Source organism: uncultured Brachyspira sp. (genome assembly GCF_910578695.1).
Classification (GTDB): domain Bacteria; phylum Spirochaetota; class Brachyspiria; order Brachyspirales; family Brachyspiraceae; genus Brachyspira.
On the sequence record NZ_CAJTQJ010000008.1, the window covers coordinates 61,703 to 73,871 of the forward strand.

At 27.4% G+C, this 12,169-nt stretch carries 9 protein-coding genes; 4 read left to right on the forward strand and 5 right to left on the reverse strand.

What is annotated here, in order from left to right; translation table 11 throughout:
- Positions 1-5 precede the first annotated feature (5 nt).
- The gene (hcp, locus tag QZ288_RS04285) at positions 6-1,655 is read left to right on the forward strand and encodes a hydroxylamine reductase (RefSeq protein WP_295155417.1); all 1,650 of its coding nucleotides are present in this window, start codon (positions 6-8) and stop codon (positions 1,653-1,655) included.
- A gap of 64 nt (positions 1,656-1,719) precedes the next feature.
- Here hcp and QZ288_RS04290 read toward each other — a convergent pair whose 3' ends face one another.
- Both QZ288_RS04290 and thiE read right to left on the reverse strand, forming a co-directional pair.
- Positions 1,720-2,691, reverse strand: coding sequence for a thermonuclease family protein (locus tag QZ288_RS04290; protein ID WP_295155420.1), 972 nt, complete (start codon positions 2,689-2,691; stop codon positions 1,720-1,722).
- Complete coding sequence (thiE, locus tag QZ288_RS04295) at positions 2,655-3,356, reverse strand: thiamine phosphate synthase (protein ID WP_295155423.1); 702 nt, start codon at positions 3,354-3,356, stop codon at positions 2,655-2,657. Before thiE ends, QZ288_RS04290 begins: the two co-directional genes overlap by 37 nt.
- A 549-nt stretch (positions 3,357-3,905) precedes the next feature.
- On the opposite strand from thiE, the gene QZ288_RS04300 reads away from it, so the two are divergent.
- Positions 3,906-4,640 carry a Bax inhibitor-1/YccA family protein gene (locus QZ288_RS04300; protein WP_295155425.1) on the forward strand — a complete coding sequence of 245 codons (735 nt, stop codon included), beginning with the start codon at positions 3,906-3,908 and terminating at the stop codon, positions 4,638-4,640.
- Between the two features lie 297 nt (positions 4,641-4,937).
- Here the strand turns inward: QZ288_RS04300 and QZ288_RS04305 are convergent, their stop codons facing one another.
- Positions 4,938-5,324, reverse strand: a complete 387-nt coding sequence (locus tag QZ288_RS04305) for a hypothetical protein (RefSeq protein ID WP_295155427.1) — start codon at positions 5,322-5,324, stop codon at positions 4,938-4,940.
- A gap of 318 nt (positions 5,325-5,642) precedes the next feature.
- Between QZ288_RS04305 and QZ288_RS04310 the strand changes: the two genes are divergently transcribed.
- The gene (locus QZ288_RS04310; RefSeq protein ID WP_295155430.1) at positions 5,643-7,004 is read left to right on the forward strand and encodes an MATE family efflux transporter; all 1,362 of its coding nucleotides are present in this window, start codon (positions 5,643-5,645) and stop codon (positions 7,002-7,004) included.
- Here the strand turns inward: QZ288_RS04310 and QZ288_RS04315 are convergent.
- Positions 6,999-7,931, reverse strand: a complete 933-nt coding sequence (locus tag QZ288_RS04315; RefSeq protein ID WP_295155432.1) for a site-specific DNA-methyltransferase — start codon at positions 7,929-7,931, stop codon at positions 6,999-7,001. The genes QZ288_RS04310 and QZ288_RS04315 overlap by 6 nt on opposite strands.
- Positions 7,928-8,794, reverse strand: coding sequence for a HindIII family type II restriction endonuclease (locus QZ288_RS04320; protein ID WP_295155433.1), 867 nt, complete (start codon positions 8,792-8,794; stop codon positions 7,928-7,930). Before QZ288_RS04320 ends, QZ288_RS04315 begins: the two co-directional genes overlap by 4 nt.
- A gap of 152 nt (positions 8,795-8,946) precedes the next feature.
- On the opposite strand from QZ288_RS04320, the gene ileS reads away from it, so the two are divergent.
- Positions 8,947-11,712 (forward strand): isoleucine--tRNA ligase, encoded by a 2,766-nt coding sequence (gene ileS, locus QZ288_RS04325; RefSeq protein WP_295155436.1) that lies wholly within the window; start codon positions 8,947-8,949, stop codon positions 11,710-11,712.
- The last annotated feature ends 457 nt before the right edge of the window (positions 11,713-12,169 follow it).

Consider the following 12,169-nt stretch of genomic DNA (forward strand, 5'->3'; position numbering starts at 1 on the left):
ATTATATGGATAATAAAATGTTTTGTTATCAATGTCAGGAAACAATGAATAATACAGGCTGTGTTGTATCAGGAGTATGCGGTAAAAAGCCAGATTTAGCATATTTAGAAGATTTACTTGTACATATAACTAAAGGGCTTTCTAATATAACAACTGCTGTAAGAAAAGAAGGCGGAAAAGTAGATAAAAAAATAAATCATGATATAACATTCAATTTATTTGCTACAATAACAAATGCTAACTTTGATAAAGAAGTTTTTTATAAAAGAATAGAATATACTTCAAAACTTTGTAATGAATTGGCAAATCAGGTAAAGGATAAATCATTAATACTTGAAGAATCTTTGTGGACACCTAAAAGTAAGGAAGATATAGATGCTAAATCAAAAACTGTAGGTATATTAGAAGAAAAAAATGAAGATATAAGAAGCTTAAAAGAAACAGTTGTATATGGAGTCAAAGGATTAAGTGCTTATATAAGACATGCCAATATGCTTGATTATGAGAATGAAGAAGTGGATGCATTCATACAAAAAGCTTTAAATGAAACATTAAGAAATGATATAAATAGCGATGAACTTTTAGCATTAGTGCTTGAAACAGGAAAAAATGGAGTTGATGGAATGGCTTTACTTGATAAGGCTAATACTTCTACTTATGGAAACCCAGAAATTACAAAAGTTAATATAGGTGTTGGCACCAATCCTGGTATATTAGTTTCAGGTCATGATTTAAAAGATATAGAAATATTATTAAAACAAACAGAAGGTACTGGAGTAGATGTATATACCCATTCAGAAATGCTTCCTGCACATTATTATCCTGAATTAAAAAAATATAAACATTTTGTAGGAAATTACGGCGGAGCTTGGTGGGATCAAAGAAAAGATTTTGAAAACTTTAATGGTCCAATACTTATGACTACAAACTGTATAGTACCGCCTTTAGAAAGTTATAAAGATAGAGTATATACAACAGGTGCTGCTGGTTATGAAGGATTGAAACATATAGAAAGTCATGCTGATAAAGAAAATGATAAAGATTTTACTTCTATAATAGAACATGCAAAAAAATGTAAAGCTCCTAAAGAAATAGAAAGCGGTTTTATAGTAGGAGGATTTGCACATAATCAGGTTTTATCTCTTAAAGATAAGATAGCAGAAGCTGTTAAATCCGGTGCTATAAAAAGATTCATTGTAATGGGCGGTTGTGATGGAAGACATAAAGAAAGAGAATACTATACTGAGTTTGCTAAAAAACTTCCAAAAGACACTGTAATATTAACTGCGGGCTGTGCTAAATATAGATATAATAAATTAGATTTAGGAGATATTAATGGAATACCTAGAGTATTAGATGCAGGACAATGTAACGATTCTTATTCATTGGCGGTTATTGCTTTGGGACTTAAAGATTTATTTGGTTTAGATGATATTAATGATTTACCTATAGTTTATAATATAGCTTGGTATGAACAGAAAGCTGTAATAGTTTTACTTTCGCTTCTATATTTAGGAGTTAAAAATATACATCTTGGACCTACTGTACCAGGATTCTTATCGCCTAATGTAGTTAATATATTAGTTTCAAAATTTGGTATAAATATAATAACGAATGCTGATGATGATTTGAAAAAATTTAATTTAACTGCATAAAATATAATAACAGAGCTTAACTTTATTAAAATTAGGTTCTGTTATTTTTTAATTAAAAAAATTATCATCTGTTCTCGCTTCTAAATTTTGCAGGGTCTGTGAATGGGCGTCTGCCTTGAAATTTTGATAAATAAACTATATTGCTTGCTATATTTATAAATCCGTTATCTCCGTATTTCATTATTGTTTCTTTTGCCTGCTTATCTTTCATCATAAAATATGCTAATGGAATATCATCTATAAATAAATGACATAAAATTCGTCCGAAAATATCATAAGAACTTATAAGCATATTAATACTTGATGCATTTTTTATTTTTTCTTCAACATAGTTTTTTACATTGCTCCCATAATCTTGCTTAAGTTCAGGTGCATCAAGCCCTATGAATCTGTAATAATTGTCTTTGTATTTTATAGTATCTCCGTCTATTACATTTATAAAATCTTTATTAAGGGAAACTAAATATTTTGACAGCTCTTTATTATAATTAGAATCTATTTTATAAAAGTCTTTATTTGTTAATGATAAGAAGATTTTTGCATTATTAATATCTCTCAAAGTTAAATATTCTTCGCTTTTTATATCATTTATACTAAGAATTACTCTGCAGTAATGAGCATTAAAAAACTTTAATTTATCTGCAAGCTTATCATCGCTTGTATAAAACATAATACTATTTTTAAAAAGCAGAGTATAAATAAAAAATCTAAAACTTCCGATATATTTTACGCTTGGAAAATAAGTATTTATATATTTTTTATCTTCGTTTTTAATCTTTAGAAAATAATTATAAACATAAACTTCATCTCTGTTTTTTATATAATCATAAATAATGCTTGTTTTATTATTATTTATCATACTTATTACAGACTTTGAATCAATGAATAAATCTTTATTATTATATTTACTATTCTTATTATGCTTACTGCTTTTAAAATCAGAAGTTTTTAAAACAAAAGTAAAAGATAATATTATAAAAGCAGAAAAAATAAGAGATTTTATAATCTTTTCATTTTTTTTATTAGAAGTTCGCATTTAGATTTTATATCCTCAGAAGATACTATTTCTGTAATCATGCATAAACTCATAGCCTTATGTTCTATAAGAATATCCATATTATTTAATTTTATGCCTCCTATACAGACAAAAGGAATATCCAAATTTTTAACTACATAATCAAGATAATTAATTCCAGCAGCTTTATTAGCATCTGGTTTAGTATTAGTAGGAAATATAGGACCTATGCCTATATAGTCTGCAGAGGTATTAACAGCCTCAATAGCTTCTTTTTCATTCGTAGTAGAAAGCCCTATAATTTTATCATATCCTACTATTTTTCTTACTGCCTCTATAGGCATATCTTTCTGCCCTATATGAACTCCGTCAGCTTCGACAGCAATAGCTAAGTCAGCATAATCATCTATTATAAATAAAGCCTTATATTCTTTTGTAAGTTCTCTAATCTTTAAACATTCATCATATTTTTCACGCATATATTTATTAGGATTATCTTTTTCTCTATACTGTATTATCTTTATGCCTGCATCAAGCATTGATTTTACAACTTCTACATTATTTAGTCCATTAGAAAAATCTTCTGCCGTAGTACAGTATATAGAATCCTGAAAATATTTATCTTTTAAGATTTTTCTTCTCTCTTTAATATCATTAATACTTACTATATTTTTTATATAATTCATAAAATAATCCTAAAGTTTTTATATATTCTATTACAGTTTAATCATTTTTTCAAATATAATTTTTTTATCAGCAATAATTACAGAAGTATTTTTATTTACTTAAATATTTTTTTTGATATACTAATATATACATAATAGAAATATTATGCTTTGGGATTATTGAATTAAATAAAATTTTTTAAAGCGATAATAAAAACTAATAATTTTTTAAATGCTTGAAGACTAAATATAAAAATTATGAGTGCCTGATATTCGTAAGAATTGCAGAGCAAATTAATTTTAAAGCGATAAATGAGCAGTTTATAAATTATATTTAACTAAGCAGACGCCAAAGGCATACTTCGTCGGCAATAATAAAAACAATTTTTATTATCAGTAATAAAAAAGTTTATAGCTAGCAATAAAATAAAAAACTTGTGAGTATCTTATATTTATGATGATGACAGGAATTATATTAACAATAATTTATGAATTATAATAGTTGTATTATTATATAAATTATTATATAATAATTGGCTAATGAAAATAATTTTGGAGGTTTAAAAAATTATGGCAAATCCTGTTTTACAAGAAAAAGCATTTGATTATGAGCTTAGAAATGAAAATGAAGGTACAATGACTCTTAATGGAGCAATAAACAAATCAATAATGCTTACATTAATATTAATGCTTTCTGCTATGGTGAGTGTATTTTTTGTTTTAGCAAAAAGACCAGATATGCTTTATCCTGCAGCATTAGTTTCATCTATTGGTGCTTTTGTTTTAGCTTTAATAATGACTTTTAAAAAAGAATTGGCTAAAGTTTTTTCTATACTTTATGCTATACTTGAAGGTGTTGCTATTGGGGCTGTTTCTTATATTTTTAATGCTGTTTATGAAGGCATAGTTGTGCAGGCTGTATTTCTTACATTTTTAGATTTGTTTATAATGCTGATATTATACAGATTTAGAATAATAAGAGTAACTGATAAATTAAGAAGTGTAATAACTGTATCTACATTATGCATAGGCATTGTATATTTAATTAATTTTATAATGTCATTCTTTGGTATGAGAGTGCCTTTTTTATATGGTTCAAGTCCTTTGAGTATTGGTATAAGCATTGTAATAGTTCTTATTGCTTCTTTCAATCTTCTTTTGGATTTTGATTTTATGGAGAAAGGCGAAGAATATAATATGCCTAAATATTTTGAGTGGTATGCTGCTTTTGGGCTTCTTGTTACTTTGGTATGGCTTTATTTGGAAATACTAAAACTTTTAGCTAAAGTAAGAAACAGAGATTAAAATTAATAATTATATTTTATAGGCATGCATATTAATTTATGCATGCTTTTTTTATTTGCATTATGAATATTATTTGCGGTTTGTAAATCAATAAAAAAATGCAAATATTTTTTGTGATTAATTTTTTTTAATTTTATTTATAATACTAAATATATATTTTGCAAACATTTCAAAGCCTTATTATTAGAAACGGATTTTATTTTTTAAATAAATACTGAAATAAAAAAATATTGATAATATTATATTAATAAAATAAAAAACTTTGAGTAAAAGCCGTTTAATTAAAAATATAATTGATTATTTTTTATAACATTTAATATATTTATTTGTTAAGTTAGAGTCTTGGCATTTTTCATATTTAACCGTAACAGAAGAACCATCAGAACTAAATCTTAATGTTCCTTTAAAAGCATAATCTTGAAAATTATAATCAGTGCCTGAACCTGTTACATCCATATAATCACTTTGATTAAATGCAGGTTTATTAGTATTATCGCTAAAAGCTGCTCCAAATGTACAATCTTTTATTGATATCCATAAAGTATTATCTTTGCCATTAACTTCTATTTTTCCTGATGCATAATAATTCCCGTTATACTGTTCTATGCCTTTTGGGTCTTGTTTGCTTTTGCAGTTTATTAATAATATTATTAGTAATAATAGGATTAAAAATTTTTTATTCATTTTAAAATTCCTTCTGATTAATTTTTATATATAAATATACTCAAATATATATTTGTATTTGTAAATGAAAATAATATTATCCTAATATTTAATAAAATGAAAGTCAAACTTTAACTTTCTTATTTATTTTGAGTATTAATTATAAGTTTTTTTAATTATTTAGAATATAAGTATTATCCAGTACTGATTTTTATATAAAAAGAATTTCAAGCATTTAAAAAATTAATATGACAAATTATTTATTACTATTCAATTAATTATTATTTAGTTTATAATATGATAATAAGTTTAGTTAAATAATAGGTGTTAAAAATATAAATGGCTAATCATATAGGAACAGATCTTACAGAAGCAAAAGTTGTTCCCGCATTATTAAAATTGCTTATACCTATATTGCTTTCTAATATGCTTAATGTTGTATATAATATAGCAGATAGTATTTGGATAGGCAATATTATAGGACCGCTTGGACTTTCTGCAGTCGCTGTAAGTTTTCCAATAATGCTTATAATGGGTTCTTTTGCTTTTGGTGTTAATATGGCTAATGGCGTTATAGTTTCTCAATATTATGGGTCTAAAGATTATGATACTGTAAGCTATGTTATAAAGGTATCCACAACTTTGGGAGTTATAATATTAATTTCTGTAGGTTCTTTAATGTTAATATTTTCAAAAAATATATTAATAATGATGGAAACTCCTAAAAATGCTATGGATATGGCATTAATATATTTGAGAATATCTATTTTGGGTATGCCTTTTGCTTATACTTACTTTTTTATTTCTTCCATATTAAGAGCTGTAGGCGATACAGTAAGACCATTAATATTTTTAATAATATCTTCATTACTTAATATAATGTTAGACCCTATACTTATAAAAGGTTTTTGGATAATACCTGCAATGGGGCTTCAGGGTGCTGCTATTGCTACGGTAATTTCTCAATTTACTTCAGTATTAATAAGCATAACTTATCTTAGAATAAAAAACAGCTTTATAAAAATCAATCCTTTTATATTTACATTTGATTTAAAAATGACTAAAAAAATACTCAAATTAGGAGTACCAATTTCATTTAATCAATTTATAGTAGCTTTCGGCTGGCTTGTAATAACCAGACTTATAAGCAGTTTCGGAGATGCTGCGAGTGCAACTGTTGCAATAGTAAATAGAGTAGAATCTCTTTTTATTATGCCTATGGGTGCTTTGGGAAATGCTGTTATGACAATGTCTGCACAGAATATCGGGGCTAAAAAATTAGATAGAGTAAAAGAAATTCTAAAAAGCGGAATTATCATAGGGCTTATAATCTCTTCTATTATGAGTATATTTTCAATTACTAATCCTTATCTTCTCATAAGAATGTTTACAAAAGATATGCAGGTTTTTGAATATGCAAGAAGCTATATTTATACTATAATGCCTATATTTATTTTTTATTCTATAATGTTTGTATGTAATGGTGTTATAAACGGAGCTGGAAAAACTATAGTTATAATGGCTTTTACAACATCAACAACATTAATTCTAAGAACTATTTTAGCTTATGCATTATCGCCTCATTTTGAGCTTGTAGGTATATGGTTTTCTATGGGTATATGCTATATAATTAATACTTTTTTTAGTATGTATTATTTAAAATCAAATAAATGGCAGAAGAATTCAAATATGACTTTATAAATTTAAATCAAATTGACAGCATTCATCTAATAATCTTTTATTTGCTGTATTTGTATTGTTAGCATCAATGTCTATACCTATATAATACCTATTTGTATTTTTAGCGGCTACGCAAGTTGTTCCAGAACCTACGAAAGGATCTAAAATAATAGCATTTTCTTTTGTTACCAATGATATTAATAATTCCATTAACTTTACAGGTTTTTGATTAACATGCATACCAGAATCGTATTTTGTTGTATCTACTTTTATTATATTGTCATAAAAATTATTACCTTTATGATTTATACAATATTTTTTTATTGCGTCCTCATTCCAAGCACCAACATCATTATTTATTACATTATCTGCTATTGTAGAGCCTATTTTATACGGTTTTTGAAACCATAATATAGGTTCAAACATTGGTCTTAAATTAGCAACTCTCCAGCCTTTCCATTTTTCATAATTTTCAGTATCATTTCTTCTTTCATATATAGCAGAGAGTCTTTGAGCTTTAGATGCAGCAAAATTCTTTTCCCAAGCGAGCATATCTTTAAATGTGAAGCCTGCATCTTCAAGTGCTACTATACATCTATGAGCATATCTTCTTCCAGCAAAAATAAAACAGCTTGCTCCAGATTTTAAAACTCTAAGCCAATCTGAAGCCCAAGAAGAGCACCATTCTTGATATTCTAAAGGTATTTTTTTATCTGCCTCACTCCAGCCATTTAAAGGCTTTCCTCTCCTTTTAAATAAAGTACCCATTTCTATTTGAGCATTTGAAGTTCCGCCTAAAGCAGAATTTGAATTATTATGTAATATATCCCAATCTTCATAAGATATTCCATAAGGTATATCTGATATAATAGCATGTATAGTTTCGCTATCGATAGTTTTCATTATCTCTATTGAATCACCGCATATTATTTTATCTATAATAGTCATAATTTAACCTTTTTAATAAAATCATCTATATGCTTAATTCTATCTTCTAATTTTTGAGATTTGAGCAATTCAGATATTGCTTGTTCTTTGGTATAGTTTTTTATTATATTTATTTCTTTCTCTAAATATAATTTTTCTTTTATTGATCTGTTTTTTATTATAGTAATTTGATTAATTAATGTATCATTAAAGTTGTCATCATCTATATTTATAGTGCTGCAAAATTCTTTATTAAAATTATCAAAAAAATTATTTTCACTATCTTTCAATGAAATTTTTTCTGAATATAAATTTCCAAAATTCCATATATTTTCCAAATTTATAAATTTATTTTCCTTAATTTTATTCTCTATTAAAAATATTAAATGTTCCCAACTTAGTAAACATACATTTTTTTCTAATGATTGTTTATAAATTTGGCTTTTTTTTCTAGGGTATTGGAAATATGGAGAACATAAAATAGAATAGTCTTCTTTTACTTTCCAATTAGAAAGAGCATTAATTTTAAAATCTTTTTGATTTTTAGCGGTTCTGCTCATTCTAAAAGATTTAGCATCTGCTACTAAAGAATATTTATGTATTTTAGATTCTGCATGTACATCTGCTGAGTTTCCTCTTTTTTTAAAAACATAAGAATTAAGACCTATTTCCCTAAAGGCTCTAGCCAAAACTATATCAGATAACTTTGAAAAAATTTTTTCTTCTGTAGTATCATGTCCTATTGACTCTGGTATTATTCTTATATTATATATTATATCTAAAAAATTATTTGTATTAAAAATAATATCTTCTAGTTTTTCGGATATTTCATCAAATGTTAATTTTTCATATTTATGTATTTCTTTAATTAATTTATTAAACATTTATTCCTCGTTATATTATTTTTATAATATATATTTATTACTATTTTTGTCAATGTATTTGCAGATTAGTATAAAATAAAAACTTGTAAAATTTCTGCTTATAGTATAGAATTGAATATCTTTATAAAATAAAAAAATGGAGCAAAAATAAGATGGATTATAGTTCTACTATCAATTTGCCTAAAACTGCTTTTCCTATGAAGGCAGGTTTGAAGGAAAAAGAGCCCAAAATAATAAAAAAATGGGACGAAGAAAAACTTTATCATAAGCTTAGAGAATTAAGAAAAGGTGCTCCTAAATGTATTTTACATGATGGACCGCCTTATGCGAATGGAGATATTCATATTGGAACATCATTAAATAAAATTATTAAAGATATTATTGTAAGATATAAATCTGCTAAAGGTTTCGATTCTCCTTATGTTCCAGGCTGGGATTGTCATGGTATGCCTATAGAATTAAAGGTGCAGGAGAATTTGGGAGATAAATATAAAGAAACTTCTAAGTTTATAATGAGAAAAAAATGCCGTGCCTATGCTCAGAAATATATTGATATTCAAAGAAAAGAGTTCAAAAGACTCGGCGTAATGGGCGATTGGGAAAATCCTTATCTTACTATGTCGCCTGAATATGAATCTGAAATAGTTGAAGTATTTGCACAGTTGGTAGAGAAAGGATATATATATAAGGGATTAAGAACTATTCATTGGTGTATTGACTGTGAAACTGCATTGGCTGCTGCTGAAATAGAGTACGATGATAATCATACTTCTACAAGCGTTTATGTAAGATTTCCTGTATTAAATAAAATAAATGATAAATTAGACGGCAATACTGATGTTATGATATGGACTACTACTCCTTGGACGCTGCCTTCAAATATGGCTTGTGCTTTTAATAGAGATTTGGAATATGCAGCAGTTGAAATAGACGGAAGATATGCAATAATGACAGTTTCTTTAATTGATACTGTTTTATCTAAAAAGGATATGAAAGCAGAAGGCAGAGATATTATTCCTATAACTATTCAAGATATTGAAAAATTAGAAATAGCACATCCTTTTATAAAAAATAGGAAATCTGCTGTAGTATTTGCCGATTATGTTGAGGCTTCTGCTGGTACAGGTATCGTTCATACTGCACCAGGTCATGGTATGGAAGACTATCAGACAGGTGTTAATTACGGACTTGATATATATTGTCCTGTGGATAAAGAGGGCAGATATACAAGCGAGTTTCCAGAAATGCAGAATGTGAAAGTAAGAGATGCTAATCCTAAAATAGTAGAAATACTTGAAAATAATGGTTCATTATTTTATAAAGAAAAAGTTGTGCATAGTTATCCTATATGCTGGAGATGTAAAAATCCTTTAATATTCAGAGCTACATCTCAATGGTTTATGAATATGAAGCATAATAATATTGATAAAAGAACGGTTGAATCTTTGAATAATATTAAATGGTATCCTTCTTGGGGACATGAAAGAATGAAAAATATGCTTGAAAATCGTCCTGATTGGTGCTTATCAAGGCAGCGTTCTTGGGGAGTTCCTATACCTGCTTTTTATTGCAAAAACTGCGGCAAAACTCTGCTTACTGCCGAGTCTGTTAAGCATTTTGCTGATATAGTAAAAACTAAAGGAATAGATGTATGGTTTGAATTAGAGCCTAAAGATTTACTTCCTGAAAGTACTGAATGTGAATGCGGCTGTACTGATTTCGGCAAAGAAGAAGATATTTTGGATGTTTGGTTTGATTCTGGTGTATCATCTTTTGCAGTACAGAAAACTAATAAAGATTTAGAAGGAAATTTTCCTGTTGATATATATTTGGAGGGAGGCGATCAATACAGAGGCTGGTTTCAAGCTGCAATTTGGCCTTCTATGGCTATAAGGGGAATACCGCCGTATAAAGAGCTTATAACTCATGGCTGGACTTTAGATGAGCAGGGCAGGGCTATGCATAAAAGTGCAGGCAATGTGGTTTCGCCTTTAGAAGTTATAGATAAATATGGTGCTGATATATTAAGGCTTTGGTGTATAAGCGAGGATTTTACGCATAATGCCCGTGTGGGTGATAATATGATGAAAGCTATTGCTGACAATTACAGAAAAATAAGAAATACTTTCAGATATTTGCTTGGAAATATTTCTGATTTTAATTTCAGCAATGATAAAGTTGATATTAAAGAATTGCTTCCTGCAGACAGATATGCTTTATCAAGACTTCATAGTTTTATCAAGGTTGCCGAGAAGGCTTGCGATAGTTATGAGTTTCATTTATTTTATCAAAGGCTTATAAATTACTGTGTTGTTGAGCTTTCTGCTACTTACTTCGACATTATAAAAGACAGATTATACTGTGATAGAAAAGATTCTCTCTCAAGAAGAAGTGCTCAGACTGTACTTACTGAAATATTAGATGTATTAGTTAGGCTTATAGCTCCTGTGCTTCCTTTCACTACTGATGAGGTTTGGGGATACTACAAAGGAGAAAATGCTTCTTCTGTACATTTAGAATTATATCCTAAATCAGATGATAATTTAATCGATTTAGATTTAGAAAAAGAATGGGCTTTGCTTCTTAAAGTACGAGATGATGTATTATTATCGCTTGAGAGGGCTAGAGATAATAATACTATAGGTAAATCTTTAGAGGCTTATATAACAATATGTACTAAAGAATCATCGACTAAAGACTTGCTTGCTAAATATGAAAAGTATTTAAATGAGATATTTATTGTAAGTAAAGTGACGCTTTCCGACAGCAAGGACGATACATTTATAGAGGGCGGAGTTTCTTTTGTTAAGACAGAGAAAGCTAGTCATGAGAAGTGTGCTCGCTGCTGGGGGCATTATGACAGTGTGGGAGATAAGCATAAGGAGTTATGTTCCCGTTGTGCTGAGGCTGTGAGATAATGTATAAAAAAATAATAATTGTTTGAATATAAAAGGGCAGCTGTGAATAATGGCTGCCTTTTTTGTTTGTTTTATTATTGAATATTTAATTTAAATTTTTCCTTGCTATTTTATAAGTAAATGCATTTATTATCATTAAAAATATTTTAGAAAAAATAATAAATAAAAATCATAGAATTAAAGAGCTTTTAAATAAGTTTGTAAATAACAAAAAGAAATATATACACTCATTATATGCAAACTTTATTCATATACTACTCAACTGCACTTTATGATAGTTAGTAATATATAAAAAGTTTTTTGTTTAATATTTATATTTAGTTGCAAAACTTGCAGTTTTGATATATTGTAGTATAAAGTTATAATTAGGGTATTTTATATTATGAAAGTCAACAGTCAACAGTCAACAGTCAACAGTCAACAGTCAACAGTCAACAGTCAACAGTCAACAGTCAAC

Coding starts and splice junctions, on each gene's coding strand:
- hcp (WP_295155417.1), top strand. CDS start 6: ATGGATAATAAAATGTTTTGTTATCAATGTCAGGAAACAATGAATAAT.
- QZ288_RS04290 (WP_295155420.1), bottom strand. CDS start 2,691: ATGCGAACTTCTAATAAAAAAAATGAAAAGATTATAAAATCTCTTATT.
- thiE (WP_295155423.1), bottom strand. CDS start 3,356: ATGAATTATATAAAAAATATAGTAAGTATTAATGATATTAAAGAGAGA.
- QZ288_RS04300 (WP_295155425.1), top strand. CDS start 3,906: ATGGCAAATCCTGTTTTACAAGAAAAAGCATTTGATTATGAGCTTAGA.
- QZ288_RS04305 (WP_295155427.1), bottom strand. CDS start 5,324: ATGAATAAAAAATTTTTAATCCTATTATTACTAATAATATTATTAATA.
- QZ288_RS04310 (WP_295155430.1), top strand. CDS start 5,643: ATGGCTAATCATATAGGAACAGATCTTACAGAAGCAAAAGTTGTTCCC.
- QZ288_RS04315 (WP_295155432.1), bottom strand. CDS start 7,931: ATGACTATTATAGATAAAATAATATGCGGTGATTCAATAGAGATAATG.
- QZ288_RS04320 (WP_295155433.1), bottom strand. CDS start 8,794: ATGTTTAATAAATTAATTAAAGAAATACATAAATATGAAAAATTAACA.
- ileS (WP_295155436.1), top strand. CDS start 8,947: ATGGATTATAGTTCTACTATCAATTTGCCTAAAACTGCTTTTCCTATG.